Genomic DNA, 19,848 nt, shown 5'->3' with positions numbered 1-19,848 from the left:
GTTTATATGCAAAAAAACGATAACTAAACTAAAGAACTATTTAGTATAGTTATAACTAGGGGTGAATCTTAACTCTTTCGCCGTGAAGCCAGTTCGAGTTTTGCGCGGCTCAATGATGTTTAAATTCTTGACGCCCTCCCCGATGTAATTAACGCCTGACTGTTAGTGGCAGGGTTGAAGTTACGGGTTAATACCAGCATCGACACAACCGCTACAACCAGTACCCACCAAGCACTGACGAAGCTACCCGTGAGCTCTCGAAGCCAGCCGGTCATCCATGGCGACACAGCATTGATGAGGAACCCCACCCCTTGCACAAAGCCGGCAAGGCGCCCTACTTCGGACGATTTGCGCGAATGGTCGAGAATCAGAATCATGCTCAGGGCAAAACAGGCACCCAGGCCGAAGCCGATCAATGCCACCCACAGGTGTGGCGAATCAAGCGGCCACATCACCAGGCCGACAAAACCCAGCGCCTGCGCGCTAAGGCTGATCGACAATAGCGGGCGTCTGTCTGTACTGCGATGTGCCAGCGTAGGCATCACAAGTGCGCCTATTACCTGGAATACAGTCATAAAAGCCAGAAGCGAGCCGCTTTGTGTTGCGCTCCAGTCCATTTGCAAATAATAAGCGGGTAGCCAGGCAACCATGCTCATGTAGCCACAATTGACCAAGCCAAAATACACCGCCAACAACCACGCCCGACGGTTAAACCACGGGAGCTTGGACGGCCCGCCCATACTCAGGGCAGTACCGGCAAGGGGCAGCAACCACCACGCCACCAGTGCCACAGCCGCCGGGACCAGCCAGATCCCCAGCCCAGCCTGCCAGTGGCTGAAGTGCCCGGCAATGAACGGACTAAGCAGTGCCGCCAGACCGCCGCCTGCCATAAGCGATGCGCTATACACGCCCAAAGCCAGCGCTACACGATGCTGGAACTGGCGTTTGATCAGCGCCGGAACCAGAGCCTGAATCAGCGCAACACCAGCGCCGCCCAACAAGGCTGTGGCCATCAGGGCTTCGGCTTGCAATACATACAAACGCCAGAGGCATGCGCCCAGTATCATCGTAAGGCCCAAAGCTACTCCACGGCGCTCTCCCAAACGGGCTTGCAGGCCAATCCCGTACAAGGCCACCAAGCCCATGCAAATCACTGGCAAGCTGGTCAACCAAGCACTGCTTTGAAAGCTCATGCGAGTGTCGGCGCGAATCTCCAGTAACAGCGGGCTAATGGAGCTGAGAATCGGGCGCATATTGAGCCCGATGACAATCAGCAGCGCCCAATTGGCAAAAGTGCGTGCAGAGGCTCTATTCAGGCACATTCAAAGCTTTCCAATCGCGGTAGATTTCGACCATGACCGGTTGTGCAAGATACTGTACCGGCAACTGCTGGTCGCACAATGGTAGAGCCATTTGCTGGTAGATCGCGGCGGTAGACAGCCCGAAAGGCTCGCCCTGCTGGTTCGTGGTGGCATACACCACCCTTGAAACACCACACAGGTACATAGCGCCTAAGCACATCGGACACGGCTGACCACTGGCGTAGATAACACATCCATCCAGACGTGCACCCAGCTGCTCACAGGCCGCACGTATCGCTAGCATTTCTGCATGAGCGGTAGGGTCCTGGCTGATATGGATTGTGTTTACCGCTTCCACAATCACCCGACCGTCTTTGACCAGTACTGCACCAAAAGGTCGACCGCCGGAGGCAACGTTGTCGGCGGCCAATTCCACTGCACGTTGCAGGTAATGCTCATCGTTATACATAGGAACTCCAGAACGAAAATCAGTGCGCGCCGGCATTGCGCAGCAATTGTGCAATAGTGTTCTGACCGCGTTTTTGCGCTTGCTGCAGCGGGCTCAGACCATTGCTATCGGGCAAGTTCAGATCTGCGCCCGCCTCGATCAGTTGGGTCACAATTTGTTGATGTGCCAGGCCTCCATCGGAAAGCACGATGGCTTCCATCAAACAAGTCCAGCCCAGACGGTTTTTGTAATCAAGATCAACGCCCGCCGCGATCAACAGGCGCACTGTTTCAACATGGCCGCGCTCGCACGCTGGGATCAAGGCGGTGCCACCATAGCGGTTGGTACTCTTTAGATCAGCGCCATGGGACAGGACAAGTTGCAGGATTTCATTGCGTCCGCTTGCGCCTGCCAACAGATAAGGGCTGTCCTGGATCAGATTTTTCTGATTAACGTTGGCGCCGGCTTCGATTAATGCCTTGGCGATTTCTGTCTGGTTTGATCTCGTTGCAAGCAGTAACGCACTGCTGCCATCAATCGTCTTGACGTTGAGGTTTGTACCTTCCGCTATAAGTTGCTGCACCCTCCCCAGCTCACCGTCCTTCACGGCAGCGAGCAGTGTCTTGTCGCTGGCCATGACCACTCCGATCATAAGCACCCCGGCCGTCAATAGGCCGTATTTGAGTGTCAAGGAACCCATGTCATGCCCTCTTATAAGTTTTATGAAAAGCCAGTATGGTCAGCGCCCAAGGTATTCTGAAATTAAATATAAGCATGCCTTTCAGTGGCTTTCTGCATGGAGGTGCAGATGTTCGATCCCGTACTGTTACGCAGCTTTATCGCTGTAGTGGACTGCGCCAATTTCACTCGGGCAGCCCAACGCCTGCATCTCACTCAGTCCACGGTCAGCCAGCAGATACGGCGCCTGGAAGACAGTCTTGGCTGCAAGCTGCTTAACCGCGAACAGCGCCGGGTAATTGCCACACCAGAAGGCGAACGCCTACTCGCTTATGCTCGACGCATTCTGGTGCTTCAGGAAGAAGCCCTGGAGGTGCTGTTTAATTTGAAAAGTGAGGGTGTATTGCGTCTAGGCGTACCCGAAGACTTTGCTGCCGAACGCTTGATGCCGATTCTGTCGCGGTTTGGCCAAGAGCATCCCGGAGTACGCCTGGAAGTCACCAGCGGTTTGGGCCCGGAGCTGCTGGGGCTGTATCGCCAAGGCGAGTTCGACCTTCTACTGGTCAAACAGATGGGACAAGGTGTCGATTGCCTGGCTTCCTGGCCTGAACCCATGTGTTGGGTGGATAGCCGCTCACTACCGGCCTTGGGACGCGACCCATTGCCTCTCGTTGCCTTTCCTGTAGGCGGTTTGTACCGCAATGAAATGCTTCATCACCTGGAGATGGCAGGATGGCGCTGGCGCATCAATTACTCGAGTGCAAGCCTGGCCAGTGTCTGCGCTGCAGTGGCTGCTGGCTTGGGAATCAGCTTGCTGCCAGAGCGGGTGATCCGCCCGGATCACAAGGTGCTGAAAGCTGGCAGTGGCCTGCCTGACATTCAAGGGGTATTTCTGGCTCTTTACGGTCAAAGCGGACTCAACCACGCGGGCAAGCTGTTGCAATGCCAACTGACAGAACTATGCGAGGCACTCTGAAAAAATTAGCTTTGGGTTTTGGGCTGGATTTAAACGTGCTAGTGTCGATGCATGACTGATTATTGCAAGACCTCGACGACCACCACCACGACCGCACAATGCGGTGCGTGCGAAGTGTCGTGAAGCAATAGCAAACGAACTTCAAAGGCCCGCCAGCGATGGATAGGGCCTTTTTTTGTGCCCTTGTGTCGCTGGTTTAAACGCAAGGAGATGCACCCATGTACGCCCTGTTGATTCTTGATATGCAGATTGGACTTGTTCACGGCCCGGACAAACCTTGGCGCAGCCCAGAGTTACTGGAAACCGTGAACGCCCTGATGGATAAGGCTCGCAGCGCCGGTGCCGCGATTTTTCTTGCACGCCATATCGGCCCTGTTGGCTCCCCTATCGAACCCGGCAGCCCGTTGACGATGTTGGCCCCTGAATTGAGGTTGCAAGGCGGCGAAGTAGTGTTTGAAAAACGCCGGCCCAATGCCTTTAGCCTGACAGGGTTGGCGGATCAGTTACGCGCTTGCGGCGCTACCGGTGTGGTGGTTGCCGGGATGAAAACCCAATACTGCGTCGACAGCACTTGCCGGGCTGCTCGTGACCTTGGCTTCGATGCCGTGCTGATCGCTGACGGCCACACCTGCTCAGATACCCCCGAGTTAAAGGCTGAGCAGATTGTTGCTCATCACAACGCAACCCTTGCCGGACCGTTCTGTCAATTAGTTCAGGCACAGGACTGGACCTTCTAAGCCCGCCCCCCTCTCCAATCGCCCGGCACTGACAATTTGTCGCAGGGCCGGGTTTTTGTTAAAGTCTCAAAACTAACTATTTAGTACAAAGATGTTTCGGACATTTCCCGGTCTGTCGATCTGACCTGCTCGGGGTCTTGACGCTCTGCAGAAACTCCGGTCACGCCTGCGCCTGCTTTTCAAGCAGCTACAGTTAAAGGCAATGCCCTCCCCCAACCGTTCATGCATCAATAGGGTCATGCACCATGATTAAATCTCAACCTACGGCAGCCGTAAGCCGTTGGCCCATCTGGGTCGCCGCTCTCGGTGTGCTGGTCTTCGGACTGCTGTTTATAGCCGGTGGCGGTTATCTAGCCACGCTCGGAGGCAGCCTTTATTTCCTGCTTGCGGGCCTTGGCATGCTCGTCTCCTCCGTGTTGCTGTTCAAACAGCGCCTGTCAGGTGCCTGGCTGTTCGCCGCAGTGATGGTAGCCAGTATTATCTGGGCGCTGATGGATGCCGGGCTGGTGTTCTGGCCACTGGTTTCACGCCTGTTTGCCCTGGCCGTGCTGAGCCTGGTGGTCGCGCTGGTTTACCCGACACTGCTCAAAGCCAATGGCCTGAGCGGTAACGGGGGTTACGGGCTGAGTGCTGTACTGGCCGTGGCCATCGTTGCCGGTGCCTGGGGAATGTTTCAGCCTCACGCTTCGGTATCGCCTACCGGTGACGGCCCTGGCCTGACCAAGGTCGATCCGGCCAAGGCCCAGAAAGACTGGGCACATTACGGTAACGACGAGGGTGGCAGCCGCTTTGCAGCGTTGGACCAGATCAACCGCAGCAACGTTTCCAAACTGGTTCCGGCCTGGACCTACCAGACCGGTGATGTAGCCATCAGTAATGGTAACGGCGCGGAAGACCAGATGACCCCGCTGCAAGTGGGTGACAAGGTATTTATCTGTACCCCGCACAACAACCTCATCGCTCTGGATGCCGACACGGGTAAAGAGTTGTGGAAAAACAACATCAATGCCAAGTCGGCTGTCTGGCAGCGTTGCCGTGGCCTGGCCTATTTTGACGCCACTGCCGCAGTCACCCAGCCAACCGATGGCAGCACTCCTGCCGCCGCTGTGACAGTTGCTCCCGGCGCTGCGTGCCAGCGTCGCCTGCTGACCAACACCATTGATGCGCGCCTGATTGCTGTGGACGCAGACACCGGCAAGTTCTGCCAGGACTTCGGCACCAATGGCCAGGTTGATCTCAAGGCCGGGCTTGGCAATGTGCCTGACTCCTACTACCAGTTGTCGTCGGCGCCATTGATGGCGGGCACCACAGTGGTGGTTGGCGGCCGTGTTGCCGATAACGTGCAGACCGATATGCCTGGCGGCGTCATCCGTGGTTTCGACGTGGTCACAGGCGCCATGCGCTGGGCTTTTGACCCGGGCAACCCGCAAGACAAACAAGCGCCGTCTGACGGCAAGACCTATGTTCGCAGCACGCCTAACAGCTGGGCGCCGATGTCTTATGACCCGCTGATGAACACTGTGTTTTTGCCGATGGGCAGTTCGTCCACCGATATCTACGGTGTGGAGCGTACGGCGCTGAATCACAAGTACGGCGCATCCGTGTTGGCGCTTAACGCCACCACCGGCGATGAAAAGTGGGTTTATCAGACCGTCCACAATGATCTGTGGGACTTCGACCTGCCGATGCAACCAAGCTTGATCGACTTCGCCAAGCCTGACGGCAGCAAGGTGCCCGCGCTGGTGATTGGCACCAAGGCTGGCCAGATCTTTGTGCTTGATCGCCACACCGGCCAGCCGCTGACCAAAGTTGAAGAAGTACCGGTAAAAGCATCGAACATCCCGAATGAACCTTACTCGCTGACTCAGCCAAAATCCGTGGGCATGCCGCAGATTGGCGCGCAGACCCTGACTGAGTCGGACATGTGGGGCGCAACCCCATTCGACCAGATGCTGTGCCGTATTTCGTTCAAGAAAATGCGTTACGAAGGTTTGTACACCGCACCGGGCACCGATGTTTCGCTCAGCTTCCCTGGTTCACTGGGCGGCATGAACTGGGGCAGTCTGTCGACTGATCCGGTACACGGCTTTATCTTCGTCAACGATATGCGTCTGGGCTTGTGGATACAGATGGTGCCGCAGCAAAAAGAGGCTGTTGCCAACTCCGGTGGCGAAGCGCTGAACACTGGTATGGGCGCAGTACCGCTTAAAGGCACGCCATATGCCGTAAACAAGAACCGCTTCCTGTCGGTGGCAGGTATTCCGTGCCAGGCGCCGCCTTTCGGGACGCTGACGGCCATCGACATGAAAACTCAGAAGATCGCTTGGCAAGTGCCGGTAGGTACTGTGCAGGATACCGGTCCTCTGGGTATCAAGATGGGCCTGAAACTACCAATCGGTATGCCGACTCTCGGCGGTACGCTGTCCACTCAAGGTGGCCTGGTGTTTATCGCAGGGACGCAGGACTACTACTTGCGCGCCTTTAACTCGGCCAATGGTGAAGAAGCCTGGAAAGCCCGTCTGCCGGTCGGCAGCCAGGGCGGCCCGATGACATTTGTCTCGCCTAAAACCGGCAAGCAATACATCGTCATCACGGCTGGTGGAGCCCGCCAGTCGAATGATCGCGGTGACTACGTAATCGCTTACGCGCTGCCTGACAGCCAGTAAGCGTTAGTTCCAATGGGAGCTGGTCTGCCAGCGATGCAGACGGCGGAGTGTTTCAGACACTCCGCCGTGATGCCATCACCGGCAGGCAGGCTCACACACTAGCTGATTCCAGCTGGCTTGCTCAGCAACACCCGCGTCACACGCCGCTCTTCAACTTCGACTACGGTCATGTTCCAGCCTTCCCATGTCAGATTGTCGCCAACCATTGGCAGGCGATCCAGCAAACTCATGACCATCCCGGCCAGCGTCTGGTAGTCATCCGTTGCCTTGGCCGCAAAGCCGATGTGCTGACGGATCTGGCTCAAGTTCAAGCCGCCACTGACCAGATAACCGTCCTCTTGGGCAACGATATTCGGCCCTTCTATTTCGCTGGCATCCGGCAGCTCACCGGCGATGGACTCCAGGATGTCGGTCATGGTCAACAGGCCGATAAAATCACCAAACTCGTTGATGACGAACGCGATATGCGTCGACTCTTTGCGCATCTGCTCCAGCGCATTGAGGATCGTAAAACTGTCCAGCAGGTTGACGGCCTTGCGCGCCATTGCTTCCAGGTCAGGTTGATGACCTGCCAGCAGCTCTTTGAGCAGCTCCTTTTTATGGACAAAACCCAGCGGTTCATCAACCCGTCCGTCCCGGATCAAGGGCAGTCGGGAGTACGACGAGTGCATCAGAGTCGTGCGGATGGTCTCTGCCGAATCGGCCAGGTCGATATGGTCGATCTCGGCCCGTGGCGTCATCACCGTGCGAATCGGGCGTTCTGCCAGTTGCAGTACACCACTGATCATCACCCGCTCGCGCCGATGGAAGACTTCCTGGTCATTGCCGCCCTCTAGCATGTCGGCAATCTCCTCCCCCACTTCATCCGCGCTCAGGGTGCGACCGCCGAGCAAACGCATGACCGCATGGGCCGTACGCTCGCGCATTGGGCGCAGGCCCTGCACGCTTTTCTTGCGCCGTGCGCGGGCGATCTGGTTCAGCACTTCGATCAGGATCGAGAAACCAATGGCTGCGTACAGATAGCCTTTAGGGATATGGAAGCCCAAGCCCTCGGCGGTCAGGCTGAAGCCGATCATCATCAGGAAGCCAAGGCACAGCATGATCACTGTCGGGCGACTGTTGACGAAGTGGGTCAGCGGCTTGCTGGCAATAATCATCAGGCCAATCGAGAACACCACGGCAATCATCATCACCGACAGATGTTCAACCATGCCCACCGCGGTAATCACCGCATCCAGGGAAAACACTGCGTCGAGCACCACAATCTGCGCCACGATCGGCCAGAACATGGCATAGCCCATCCCCGACGAACGCTCGGCCACATGCCCTTCGAGCCGCTCATGCAACTCCATGGTGGCCTTGAACAACAGGAACAAACCACCGAACAGCATGATCAGGTCACGGCCAGAGAACGCTTTGTCGAAGACCTCAAACAGAGGCTGCGTCAGCGTCACCATCCACGAGATGCTGGCCAGCAGGCCCAAGCGCATCACCAGCGCCAGCGTAAGACCAATGACGCGCGCACGGTCACGCTGCTCCGGTGGCAGCTTGTCAGCCAGGATGGCAATAAACACCAGGTTATCAATGCCAAGTACCAGTTCCAGCACAATCAGGGTCAACAGGCCGAGCCAGGCCGTGGGATCTGCAATCCATTCCATAGGTATCAGTCAATCTCACGAAGGTTCAGGGTTAACGAAAAACGCGCACAGACAAACGCAGCAACAGATGTGCTGTCGAAGAACGGAGGGCTGGAGAAAGGTGGCGCGTGCTCGATAGCGATGATCAAGCGAAGAAGGGACGCAGGCTCAGAGCTGCGACTGGGTGGTTCCTTAAGGGTGTTCATACAAACCTGTAGTGAATTGGGGATGTAATCCTACAGTGATTAACCCCAATTCCTGTGAGCAGACTTATTACAAAATTTAACAAGTCCACCCGCCCCGGTGTTACTCGACTTGCTGGGCGAACCATTCCAGCACCTGCGCGCACGCCGGATGTGAGGCCGCTGCAGGTTGCAGGCACAACGAATAATTGCCCCCGGTTTTCAACGCTTCACCGAACGGAATCACCAGTACCCCGCGCTGAATCGACTCTGCCGCCAGCGTCATATCCGTTACCGCAACGCCCAGGCCACGCGCCGCTGCATCCAGCGCCAGCTCGTCCAGGTTGAAAGGGATATGCCTGTAGGCATCCAGTGGCTTGCCGTCATTCGCCGCCAGCCAGTCAATCCAGGCTTGCTGGTCGGCAGAGCGATGCAGCAGCGCAAAGCGCACCAGCTCGTCCATCGACGTCAGCGGCCCCAGGCCCGGCGCGCACACCGGCACCAATGCCTCGTCAAACAGTGCCAGGCAAGCTGGATCACTCGAAGGTTCGGGCAGATAGAGAATATAGGCGTCGCTATCGCTGGCCGGTTCGACAATTTCGGTGGCCACCGTCTCGATCGACAAGGCGATGTCCGGGTGCTGCAAGTAAAAATCGCTCAGCTTTGGCAATAACCAACGTACGGCCAGGGACACATGCATGCGAATGCGAAAGGGCCGTTTCTGCGGTGACAGCCGGTCCTCAAGGGTCTTCAGTTGCTCAAGAATGGCGCGGGCGCTGACCAGCACCTGCTCGCCTTCGGCAGTCATGCGCACGTTACGGCTGGTTCTGGCGAATAGAGCAACACCGAAGTGCGCTTCAAGTTGCTGGATCTTTCGGCTGACTGCGCTTTGGGTCAGACACAAGGTTTGCGCCGCTTGGGTGAAGCTGCCCGAGTCAGCAACCTCAACCAACGCTTGCAAGCCCTGGAGTGACGGTACGTGGCGAATCTTATCCATGCGTTTTTAGAATCAATCAATGAATTTATAACGTTGGTTATATCACCAGCCCCGGCATAAATTCCAGCTATAGAGAGCGCCAACTGACAGCAGTCATGCATAACGAGCATGTATTAGCCTCGCAGCAAAGGCGTAACAACAGGCAAACGAGGTGAAACGTGAAAAATGAATGTGGCTGGATTGCTCTTGCAGGAACCTCCCCCGGCCGTGATCACCTCAAAGGCTCGGAGAAAGCCGACTGGCTGATTATTGGCGCAGGTATCACCGGATTGAGTGCGGCCCATTCACTGGCTGAGCTGCATCCTGAAGCACGCATCGTAGTTGTCGACCGCCAGCGCGCGGCGCAAGGCGCTTCTGCGCGCAATTCCGGGTATGCCGTGGCCCACGAAAATCCGGGCGATGATGAGTTGATAGGCAAGAGCGGCTTTGCCGGGTTTGCGGTGGACTCTTCGATTGGTCAGGCGGCTGGCGATGAAGTACGCATGCGTATTGCTCGTCATCGCATCGACTGCGAGTACCGGAATTGCGGTTACTACTTCGCGGTCAACGATCCGCGCAAGTTGAGCCATGTCGACGCCAAGCTCAAAACCCTCAACGCGGTGGGCGCGTCTGCACAGTTTCTGCAAGGCGAGCAACTGGCACAAAAGCTCGGCACTCGGCATTACCAGGCCGCAATCTGGTGCGGCAATGGCAACGCGTTGTTGCAGCCCGCCAAGTATGTCAAAGGTTTGCTGGATGCATTGCCGGCCAATGTCACCGTCTTTGAGAACACCGAAATTACCAGGCTGGAGCGCTTGAGTGGCGGACGTATTCGAGCCAATGGCACCCAGGGCAGCATCGAGGCCAGCCAGGTGTTGGTGTGCCTGAATGCCTTTATTCCCCGTGCCGGGATCGATAACAGCGCGACCTTTGCGATGGAGCTCAGCGCCAGCCTGACCCGTCCTTTGACCGACAAGGAATACCAGGCTATCGGCGGTGTGGAGCCGTGGGGCGTGCTATCGACCCGCCCATTGGGCGCTACGGTACGGCTGACCCCGGATCGTCGGGTGATGATCCGCAACACAGCGGAATACCGCACCAGGGATCTATCCAGCAGTGATCTGTTGCAGCGTCGAAAACATCACGTACTGGGCTTGCAGCGTCGCTTCCCCGGTCTTGGCGAGCAAGATATTCACTACACCTGGACCGGGCATCTGAGTGCTTCCCGCAGTGGGCAGCCTTACTTTTCCAAAGTGGAAGAAGGCATTTATGCCGTAGCTGGCTGCAATGGCTCCGGCGTAGCCCGCGGCACCCTGTGGGGGCGTCTACTTGCCGAAGTGGCATCCGGTGTCAGTTCCCCCCTGTTGCAATCGGTCATGGACAGAGCCCAACCAGGCTGGCTCCCGCCGCGCCCGTTCTTCGATATCGGTGCGGTGTTACGAATGCGCATGGAAGCCGTCAGGGCCAAGACAGAAATCTAAAAATTCTCACACCACAAAAGAATAAAAGCTCCTTGAAAAGGTGATTGAACATGCACATCAACACGATTTCCCTGGCGGTAATGCTTGCGGCGTTCTCGACAGTCAGCCATGCGGACGAAAGCGTCAACATTTCCAACTGGAACGGCTATATCGCCGACGACACCCTGACCACCTTTACCAAGGAAACAGGGATCAAGGCCACATACGACATCCATGACAGTAACGAAGTGCTGGAGTCCAAGTTGATGACCGGCAATACCGGTTATGACGTGGTCAGCCCGTCCAACCACTTTCTGTCCCGGCTGATCAAGGCCGGTGCCATCCAGAAGCTTGACCGGAGCCAACTGCCCAACTGGAAAAACCTTGACCCGGTGTTGATGAAAAAACTGGAAGTGAACGACCCCGGCAACCAGTACGGCTACCCCTACATGTGGGGTACGGCGGGGATTGGTTACAACGTAGAGAAGATCAAGGCGATCTTTGGCACGACTGATGTGACCCGCTCCTGGAGCCTGTTTTTTGATGAAAACAACATCAAGAAACTCAGCCAGTGTGGCGTAGCGATTATCGACAACCCGACCCAGGTGTTGCCGATCACCCTTAACTACCTGGGCTTGCCACCGCATAGCCACGAGCCTGATGACTACAAGAAAGCCGAGCAGGCGCTGTTAAAAATTCGGCCATATGTTCAGTACTTTCACGCTTCCAAGTACATCAGCGATCTGGCCAACGGCAATATCTGCGCGGTGATCGGTTTTAACGGTGACGTGGTGCAGGCAGCAGCCAGCGCCAAGGAAGCCAAAAACGGGATCGATATCGCTTATTCAATCCCCAAGGAAGGCTCAACCTTGTGGCTGGATATGGTGGTCATGCCCAAAAGCGCGCCCCATGAGAAGAATGCCTACACCTACATGAACTACCTGCTGACCCCGCAAGTGATTGCCAATATCAGCAACCATATCCACTACGCCAACCCTAACCAGGCGGCGGATGTCTATCTATCGCCAGAGGTCAAGCAAGACCCTGCGATCTACCCTTCCAAGGAGGTGATAGACACGCTGTTCACCGTGGAAGACTTGCCGGCCAAAATCGCGCGCCTGAGCACACGTTTGTGGACCAAGCTTAAAACCAATACTTGAGGCATTGATTGTGTGGGAGCGAACCTGCTCGCGATGGCTTCCCCCCTCGGGGCATTGCCTGCATCGCGAGCAGGCTTGCTCCCACCCGTATCAAGATTGTGCTCTTACAGCAAAAACCGGTCTGTCACATTGCGCCGCTCGTTGTCATCACGCACGTCATAGCTGACGGTGGTGGCAATGTTGGCGTGGTGGGCCAGTTTTTGCGCGATCGATACATCGTATTCTTCGATAACCCGGGTGATAAACGAGCGGCGAAAGTCGTGGGGCATGATGTCCACCCCAACCTGCTTGCCCCGCTGTTTGGCGATGTAGTAAATCGCATGTTTGGTTATGCGTTCGCGGGTGATGTGATTGCCACGGCGGATGCGATTAAACAGAAACTCGTCATCACTGACCCCCTCCGGCAAATTCGCCCGCCGAAACGCCAGCCAGGCTTCAAGCTTTTCAAAGGCCCAGGCCGGGGCGAACTTGATCAACTCCTTGTTGCCCTTGCCCAACACCTGCAGGCTGCGCTGCGCTACATCGACCTGCCATAGATCCATGTTCACCGACTCGGACTTGCGCATCCCCGAGCCATACAAAATCGCAATGATCGCTGCGTCCCTCAGCCCTTGCGGGCGCGGGTCTGCGGCACACACATCCATCAGTTCACGAATCAGGTTGCGCCGCAGGTTACGGCCCTTGACCAGGCGCGAGCCACCGCCCGCCTTTACTGCGCGAACCTTGAGCAAATGGTCCTGGGTAATCAGATTTTGCTGCCATGCCTGATTCATCACGCCGCGAATGGCATTCACATACAGTGATGAGGTGTTGGGGGCGTAACCGTCCTCCCGCAACGCCGCTACCAGAGCGGTGATGTGCCCCGGTTGCAATTGGTGCCAAGGGAAATCATCGATCGCCACATCTTCAACGCCCAGGCGATCCGCCGCGTCCTGCAATACATAGCGCATGGTCTGGCGGCTGGACGGTGCAAGGCGCTGAAGATAAAGCGCAACAGGGGCTTGAACCTGATTTAACTCAATGGCTGAAACCAGCGTTACGGCAGGGTCAATAGTCGACAAAAGCACTCTCGATACGGGTTGAAACACGACCTAATATAACCCATACCCATGATAATTCAGCGCAGTTATAGCGTTTTGATCAGCGTTCAAATCCCCGCGCCAGCATCAGGGCCACGCCCAACAACATCAGCGCCGTTGCCCTTTGCAGCAACACCTGGCGCGACGGGCTTTGCAGGACTCGCCGAATACGCTGACCGAAGTAGCAATACAGGCAGCCGCTGGCGAACTGCAACAGTAAAAAAGCCAGCCCCAGCACCACCAGATCCTGCGCCCTGGTAGCACTGTCCTGCCCTGCAAACTGCGGAAATACCGCACTGAACATGACGATGGTTTTCGGATTGGAAAAGCCAGTGAGCAAACCCTTGCCAAAACGCCCCTTGAAACCGCTGTCCAGGGTTGCCGTACGTTCCAGCGCCAGACCGTTACTGGTCCATTGCCGCCAGGCCAGATACAGCAGATAGGCAACGCCTATGTACTGCAACAGCTGACTGATCAGTGGGTTGCCCTTGATCAGTTCTGCAAAGCCGACGGCGAAAATCAGGATCGACACCAGATACGCCGCACTGGCGCCCAGTTGCACCGGCATCGAACGCTTCAAGCCTTCCTGCATGCCAAAGCCCATCAATAGCAGGGTCATGGGCCCGGGGCTAAAGGTCATGGTGGCGCAGAAAATCAGAAAATAAGAAAACGAAACAAGTGTCAGTTGGGTGGCCATTTCGATTGTTACATCCCGCAATCAACGCTCGAACCTATGCGAGCGACACCGCAGTCTAGGCAGGGCGCAACAGAATGGGCAGATGAACCACCGGCAAACTTTACCGACCTTTACTGGTAACATGACCGGCAAAGTATGAGGCCCTGCATGCACCTACCTACCGTTTCGTTCCAGCCTGGAATTCCCAAGGTCCAGCAGATCGTTGATGCCCTGAGCGAGGCCATCGACAGCGGCCTGCTAAGTGCCGGCAGCAAGCTGCCCTCTGCGCGAGTGATGACCGAGCACTGGGGCGTGAGCAAATTCACCCTGATTGAAGCCCTTGATCGCCTGCGTGGGCACAACCGCATCACCTCCAGTCAGGGCCTTGGTTACTTTGTCGCGGCAAAACCTGTACCGCCACGGGTGGCCGGGCTTGATTTGTTGCCACAGGATTTGACCAGTGTGTTGCGCCGCTCCCTGATCAACGCCAGCAGCGCCTTGCGTCCGGGCGGCGGGCACTTGCCGGAAAGCTGGCTGCAAACCAGCTCCATGGGCGCCAGCGTGCGTCAGATCAGTCGCTCGCCCGCCCTGCAACTGGCCAGCTATGGAGACCCGGCAGGCTATTTGCCGTTGCGTCTGGCCTTGCAGCAAAAACTCTCAGGGCAAGGTATCGAGGTGCCTGTCGAGCAGATCATCACCACCGCCAATACCGTGCAGGGGCTGGACATGCTGCTGCGCTTGCGTATCCGGCCCGGCGATACGGTGCTGTTGGATGCGCCCTGCTACTTCAACTTTCACGCAAACCTGAGCCTGCATGGTGCCCGTATCGTCACCGTTGATCGCACCGCACAGGGTCTTGACCTGCAAGCGCTGGAGCAGATCCTGATCGAGCAGCGCCCCAGCCTGTATATAACCACCAGCCTGCTGCACAACCCCACCGGGCACTCCTTTTCGCCGGGGCAGGCCTATGGCTTGCTGGAACTGGCCAAGCGCTATGACTGCCATATCATCGAAGACGATCTCTACGGCGATTTGCACCCCGGCCCGCCGCCGCGACTGGTTGCGTTGGCCGGGGTGCAGCACGTGACCTACCTCAGTGGCTTTTCGAAAACCCTCAGCGCAAATCTGCGGGTCAGTTTTGTGGTTGCCGCGCCACAAGTAGCCGCCAACCTGACGCAAATGAAGCTGATGTGTGGCGGCATCACCGCGCAAATGCTTGAACAGGTGGTGGCTGCGATGCTCAACGACGGCAGTTATCACAAACACCGCAAGCGCATGGTGCAAGGCCTGCAGGCCTGCGGGGCAAAGGTTTCCGGGTGGTTGCAACGGCTCGGTTTTACCCTCGACCACCCCTACGAAGGCGGCTTGTTTATTTGGGCGACCTTGCCACCGGGTTTCGATGCTCAAACCCTGGCCCGGCAGGCATTGGCCCAGGACGTGGTACTGGCTCCGGGCAGTTTGTTCGGCCACGATCTTGCATTGCAACGCTTGCTGCGTTTCAACGTAGCTCATACCGACCAGCCGGAGGTCATGGCCGCCGTTGAGGCCTTGCTCGCTAGCGCAGCTTGAGCGGATCAACCAACCCTGCAGCGATGGCCATGCCTACCAGGTCCGGCAAATGCTGCGCCTGCATGCGCTTCATCACCCGGGAGCGATACAGGTCGATGGTCTTGGGACTTACCGCCAGTTGCTCGGCAATTTCACGGGTGGTGTAGCCCTTGACCAGAGGCAGAAATACATCCCGCTCCCTGGGTGTCAGGCTCTGCAGGCGCGCTTCAAGTTCCGTTTGTTCCTGGCCAGCGCTTTGCTGCTCATTACCGGTGCTCAATGCCTGCTGGACGCTGTCGAGCAGCAACTGCTGGTTATAGGGTTTTTCGATAAAGTCATGGGCGCCAGCCTTGAAGGCACGGACCACGATGGGGACATCGGCATGCCCGCTGACAAAGATCACCGGCATCTTGATCCCGCGCTCCTGCAGGGCCTGCTGCACATTGAGCCCGCCCATTGCTGGCATTCGAATATCCAGTACTACACAGGCATTGAGCGCGGGATTGCAGGCATCGAGAAAGGCCTGCCCACCGGTAAACGCCTGGGCATTCAGGCCCACGGACTCCAGCAGCCAGACCGTCGAGTCGAGCATGCCCTGATCGTCATCCACCACGTACACCACAGACCGGGTTTGGGTTGTCATGTTTATTCTCTTGTTGGTTTGAGTGACGCCATCAACGGCAATCTGCAGCACATCAATAAACCTACGGGTTGTGGCCTGGCCTCGAGTTCTCCGCCAAAGCCTTCAATGATGCTGCGACTCATCGACAACCCCAGCCCCAGCCCGTCTACCTTGCTGGTGTAAAACGGGGTAAACAGTTGCTCAAGCTGCTCGGCACTGACTCCGGGGCCTTGATCCTGCACGCTGATCAGCAGTGCCCCGCCTGCAATTGCCTGAGCCTGCAAGGTGATATTTGAAGCCTGCCCAGGATGCTGCTCGTTGTTGGCGTCTATGGCATTGCGCAGCAAGTTGAGCAGTACTTGCTCCAGCAGCACGCGGTCGGCGTAGACCAGCGCCAGGTTGTCCGGCAATTGCTGCTCGATGTTTACGTTACGCTCGCGGGCTTCCCAGGCGCACAGACTTACGGCCTGACGCGCCACCTCACTGACATCCAGCGCTTGCAGGTTACGTCGACCTTTGCGCAAAAAGCCGCGCAGGCGCTTGATCACTTCGCAAGCGTGGTGTGCATGCAGGTTGATCCGCTCCAGCCCCTGTGCCACCCGCTCTACGGCCTGGGGATTAGTGCCCAGGGTTTGCAGGTAACGTTGGCTGGCATTGGCGTAATTGACCACGGCCGCCAGTGGCTGATTGATTTCATGGGCTATCCCGGAGGCCAGTTCACCAAGGGTGATGAGTCGCGCCGTGTGGGCCATTTCGTCCTGATGATGACGTTGTTGGGCTTCGCGCAGTTCGCGCTCACGCATATCCCTCGCCACCAGCGAGAAGAACCGCTCACCGGCGGTCGAACGATGGGCCAGCAATAGCAGCGACACCGGCACCGAGGGTTCGCCGTTCAAGGGCAGTACGCGGGCTTCACTGCTCCACAACCCATGTTTTTCGGCGCTGCTCCAACCGCTGGCTTCGAGCGTCTCCAAGGTTTGCGCGGTCAGGAACCCGCTCAGCGAAGGCATACCCTGTGCAGGCAGCAAGCCGAGGATCCGCCGCGCCGCCGGATTGAGATAGGACACCCCGCCAGCGGGATCAATAAACAACACCGGATCGGGGTTGGCCTCGACTACATCCGCCAGCCGCCGCTTGTTTTCTTCGGCCTGAATGCGCGCGGTGATATCCCGCGACACACTGACCACTTCCACCACGGCCCCGGTATAGGTCTCGCGAATTGCCCGGCTCGCCGTTTCGAACCACAGGTAATGCCCCGCGTGATGGCGAATGCGATAAGTCATGGTGTGATAGCCATCGAGCTGCAGGGCATCACGGGCCTGGCGCAGTGCTTGTTTCAGGTCGTGAGAGTGAAACAGGCGCTGCGCCAGGGTGCCGCGCAGGGCCTCGGGCCAAAAACCGAGCAAGGTCCAGGACGCCGGAGACGCATCGAGAAAACGCCCGTCGGGGGTATGACGCGAGATCAGGTCCGTGGTGTTTTCGGTAATCAGCCGATACAGACGCCGGGCCTTGGCCGCTTCACGCCCCTCGCGCAATTCGGCACTCGCCTCACGCCCACGCGCCATCACGTATTGGCTGTCGGGGTCGGGGATCAATGTCCACAGCCAGATCTGTTGGTTGCATTGCGCCTCTACCTGCTCAATGGCTCTGCCCTGTTGCAGGCAGGCACGCACCAGCTCGGGCAGGTTGCCTGGCAACAAGGTGATCGCGTGGGTCAGCGCCTTGCCCGCCAGCAGGCCGGTCAACGCCTGGTTTGCTTTTAGCGGCAAGCCGTCTGCGTCGAGGATTACAGTGGGTTGAGGATCGTGGATCAGCAGGGAAAGCGGCATTCGGCATCCTGGCGTCTGAGCGATATTTTTTAATATAGTACAACTACTATAGTGCTTAGGTATTACTTCCATATCAAACGCAGAGTGAGCTATAAGTCAGACCGGACATAAAACTGACCCGCTCGCCACCGGCAGAACGGGCAGCCACAGAGCTAACAATCAGCCACCGGAATGACCCTCATGTCGATTTTTGAGCACGGCCTTGAGCCGACTGCCGTAAACCATATAGCCCTGTCCCCGCTGGGTTTTATCGAACGCACCGCCAGTGTCTACCCCGACTACCCTGCCGTGATTCATGGCTCCATTCGCCGCACTTGGGCGCAGACCTACAGCCGTTGCCGCCGCCTGGCCTGTGCACTGGCCGGGCGCGGAATTGGTCAAGGCGATACCGTGGCGGTGATGTTGCCCAATATTCCGGCGATGCTTGAAGCGCATTTCGCGGTGCCCATGATTGGCGCCGTGCTCAATGCCCTCAACGTGCGCCTCGACGCCGAAGCCATCGCCTTTATGCTGGCTCACGGCGAAGCCAAGGTATTGATTGCCGACCGTGAGTTCCATGACGTGGTCCACGCTGCCGTGGCCATGCTTGACCATCCGCCGCTGATCATTGACGTGGACGACCCCGAGTATGGCGAAGGCCAACCGGTCAGCCTGCTGGATTATGAAGCACTGCTCGCGGAAGGCGACCCCGACTATGACTGGCAGTGGCCCGCGGATGAGTGGCAGGCGATTGCCCTGAACTACACCTCCGGCACCACCGGTAACCCCAAGGGCGTGGTGTATCACCATCGCGGCGCTTACCTCAATTCCCTGGGCAACCAGATGGTCTGGGCCATCGGTAACCATCCGGTGTATCTGTGGACCTTGCCGATGTTCCACTGCAACGGCTGGTGTTACCCATGGATCATCACCGCCCTGGCCGGTGTGCACGTGTTTTTGCGTCGGGTAGACCCGCAAAAAATCCTCAATCTGATTCGTGAACATCAGGTCACGCATTTGTGCGGCGCGCCGATTGTGCTCAATGCGCTGGTCAATATGCCCGAGTCCGCCAAGGCCGCCATCGACCACCCGGTGCATGCGATGGTTGCAGGCGCGGCGCCACCGGCCAAAGTGATTGGTGCCGTGGAAGAAATGGGGATCAAGGTGACCCATGTCTATGGCCTCACCGAGGTCTATGGCCCGGTGACCATCTGTGCCTGGCATGACAAGTGGGATGAACAGCCCCTCGCCGAGCGGGCACAGATCAAATCCCGCCAGGGCGTGCGCTACCCTACGCTGGAAGGGGTGATGGTAGCCGACCCGAAAACCCTGATCCCCACGCCCCGTGACGGCGAGACCATGGGTGAGATTTTCATGCGCGGCAACACGGTGATGAAGGGCTACCTGAAAAACCCCAGCGCCACGGCCGAGGCCTTCGAGGGTGGCTGGTTTCATACCGGTGATTTGGCCGTGTGCCACCCGGATGGCTATGTCGAGATTCGTGACCGTCTCAAGGACATCATCATTTCCGGCGGCGAAAATATTTCCACGATTGAAGTTGAAGGCGTGCTGTATCGCCACCCCGGGGTAATGGAAGCGGCAGTGGTTGCCCGCCCGGACGAAAAATGGGGCGAAACGCCGTGCGCCTTTATCACCCTCAAGGCCGACCACCAGCAGGTGCGCGAGACCGAGATCATCGCTTTTTGTCGCGACCATCTGGCTGGCTTCAAAGTACCGCGTACCGTGGTGTTTACCCTGTTGCCCAAGACTTCAACGGGGAAAATCCAGAAGTACGTGCTGCGCGACATGGCCAAAGCGCTTTAACCATCATGTATAGCCGCTGCGCAGCCCATCGCTGCCTCGTGCCTCGCCAGCGGCTACCCAATACGTAACA

At 57.5% G+C, this 19,848-nt stretch carries 16 protein-coding genes; 7 read left to right on the top strand and 9 right to left on the bottom strand.

The genetic code is table 11. The features are described 5' to 3' along the window. Positions 1-119: 119 nt before the first annotated feature. Genes U5A05_RS12470 through U5A05_RS12460 form a run of 3 tightly spaced genes read right to left on the bottom strand, consistent with a single transcriptional unit; the run spans position 120 to position 2,401 of the window. Positions 120-1,322, bottom strand: a complete 1,203-nt coding sequence (locus U5A05_RS12470; protein WP_261738221.1) for a CynX/NimT family MFS transporter — start codon at positions 1,320-1,322, stop codon at positions 120-122. Further along, positions 1,309-1,770 carry a nucleoside deaminase gene (locus U5A05_RS12465; protein ID WP_261738220.1) on the bottom strand — a complete coding sequence of 154 codons (462 nt, stop codon included), beginning with the start codon at positions 1,768-1,770 and terminating at the stop codon, positions 1,309-1,311. The genes U5A05_RS12470 and U5A05_RS12465 overlap by 14 nt, the downstream gene beginning before the upstream one ends. 19 nt (positions 1,771-1,789) lie before the next feature. After that, positions 1,790-2,401 carry an ankyrin repeat domain-containing protein gene (locus U5A05_RS12460; protein WP_395246429.1) on the bottom strand — a complete coding sequence of 204 codons (612 nt, stop codon included), beginning with the start codon at positions 2,399-2,401 and terminating at the stop codon, positions 1,790-1,792. 156 nt (positions 2,402-2,557) lie between these two features. On the opposite strand from U5A05_RS12460, the gene U5A05_RS12455 reads away from it, so the two are divergent. The 3 genes from U5A05_RS12455 to U5A05_RS12445 all read left to right on the top strand — a co-directional run bounded on the left by U5A05_RS12455 (position 2,558) and on the right by U5A05_RS12445 (position 6,806). Beyond that, entirely contained in the window at positions 2,558-3,403 is an 846-nt protein-coding gene (locus U5A05_RS12455; protein WP_321833092.1) for a LysR family transcriptional regulator, read from the top strand. A gap of 218 nt (positions 3,404-3,621) precedes the next feature. Beyond that, positions 3,622-4,140, top strand: coding sequence for a cysteine hydrolase family protein (locus tag U5A05_RS12450; protein WP_261742356.1), 519 nt, complete (start codon positions 3,622-3,624; stop codon positions 4,138-4,140). Positions 4,141-4,385: 245 nt separating this feature from the next. Next, entirely contained in the window at positions 4,386-6,806 is a 2,421-nt protein-coding gene (locus U5A05_RS12445; RefSeq protein WP_261742355.1) for a glucose/quinate/shikimate family membrane-bound PQQ-dependent dehydrogenase, read from the top strand. A 98-nt stretch (positions 6,807-6,904) separates the two neighbouring features. Here U5A05_RS12445 and U5A05_RS12440 read toward each other — a convergent pair whose 3' ends face one another. Beyond that, positions 6,905-8,464: a TerC family protein gene (locus U5A05_RS12440; protein ID WP_321833090.1), complete on the bottom strand. Its 1,560-nt coding sequence runs from the start codon at positions 8,462-8,464 to the stop codon at positions 6,905-6,907. A 285-nt stretch (positions 8,465-8,749) separates the two neighbouring features. Further along, on the bottom strand, positions 8,750-9,622 hold the full coding sequence (locus tag U5A05_RS12435) for a LysR substrate-binding domain-containing protein (RefSeq protein WP_321833089.1): 873 nt from the start codon (positions 9,620-9,622) through the stop codon (positions 8,750-8,752). A 158-nt stretch (positions 9,623-9,780) separates the two neighbouring features. On the opposite strand from U5A05_RS12435, the gene U5A05_RS12430 reads away from it, so the two are divergent. Both U5A05_RS12430 and U5A05_RS12425 read left to right on the top strand, forming a co-directional pair. Then, entirely contained in the window at positions 9,781-11,082 is a 1,302-nt protein-coding gene (locus U5A05_RS12430; RefSeq protein WP_321833087.1) for an NAD(P)/FAD-dependent oxidoreductase, read from the top strand. Positions 11,083-11,132: 50 nt separating this feature from the next. Next, positions 11,133-12,221 carry a polyamine ABC transporter substrate-binding protein gene (locus U5A05_RS12425; protein WP_321833085.1) on the top strand — a complete coding sequence of 363 codons (1,089 nt, stop codon included), beginning with the start codon at positions 11,133-11,135 and terminating at the stop codon, positions 12,219-12,221. Positions 12,222-12,325: 104 nt separating this feature from the next. Here the strand turns inward: U5A05_RS12425 and U5A05_RS12420 are convergent, their stop codons facing one another. Further along, positions 12,326-13,273 (bottom strand): site-specific integrase, encoded by a 948-nt coding sequence (locus U5A05_RS12420; protein ID WP_261742429.1) that lies wholly within the window; start codon positions 13,271-13,273, stop codon positions 12,326-12,328. 88 nt (positions 13,274-13,361) lie between these two features. Next, positions 13,362-13,997, bottom strand: coding sequence for a LysE family translocator (locus U5A05_RS12415; RefSeq protein WP_261742350.1), 636 nt, complete (start codon positions 13,995-13,997; stop codon positions 13,362-13,364). 147 nt (positions 13,998-14,144) lie between these two features. Between U5A05_RS12415 and U5A05_RS12410 the strand changes: the two genes are divergently transcribed. Continuing rightward, the gene (locus U5A05_RS12410) at positions 14,145-15,545 is read left to right on the top strand and encodes an aminotransferase-like domain-containing protein (protein WP_321833084.1); all 1,401 of its coding nucleotides are present in this window, start codon (positions 14,145-14,147) and stop codon (positions 15,543-15,545) included. On the opposite strand, the gene U5A05_RS12405 is transcribed toward U5A05_RS12410, so the two are convergent. Both U5A05_RS12405 and U5A05_RS12400 read right to left on the bottom strand, forming a co-directional pair. After that, a complete protein-coding gene (locus U5A05_RS12405; protein ID WP_321833082.1) occupies positions 15,532-16,167 on the bottom strand; it encodes a response regulator transcription factor in 636 nt (211 codons plus the stop codon). The genes U5A05_RS12410 and U5A05_RS12405 overlap by 14 nt on opposite strands. A 2-nt stretch (positions 16,168-16,169) precedes the next feature. Next, positions 16,170-17,975 (bottom strand): PAS domain-containing sensor histidine kinase, encoded by a 1,806-nt coding sequence (locus tag U5A05_RS12400; protein ID WP_321833081.1) that lies wholly within the window; start codon positions 17,973-17,975, stop codon positions 16,170-16,172. A gap of 180 nt (positions 17,976-18,155) precedes the next feature. Between U5A05_RS12400 and U5A05_RS12395 the strand changes: the two genes are divergently transcribed. Further along, the gene (locus tag U5A05_RS12395; RefSeq protein WP_261742346.1) at positions 18,156-19,778 is read left to right on the top strand and encodes an acyl-CoA synthetase; all 1,623 of its coding nucleotides are present in this window, start codon (positions 18,156-18,158) and stop codon (positions 19,776-19,778) included. The last annotated feature ends 70 nt before the right edge of the window (positions 19,779-19,848 follow it).

This window comes from Pseudomonas kulmbachensis, from assembly GCF_963681935.1.
GTDB classification, from domain to species: Bacteria; Pseudomonadota; Gammaproteobacteria; order Pseudomonadales; family Pseudomonadaceae; genus Aquipseudomonas; species Aquipseudomonas kulmbachensis.
The sequence above is the reverse complement of the archived record's forward strand: the minus strand, read 5'-3'. Positions and strand labels throughout refer to the sequence as shown.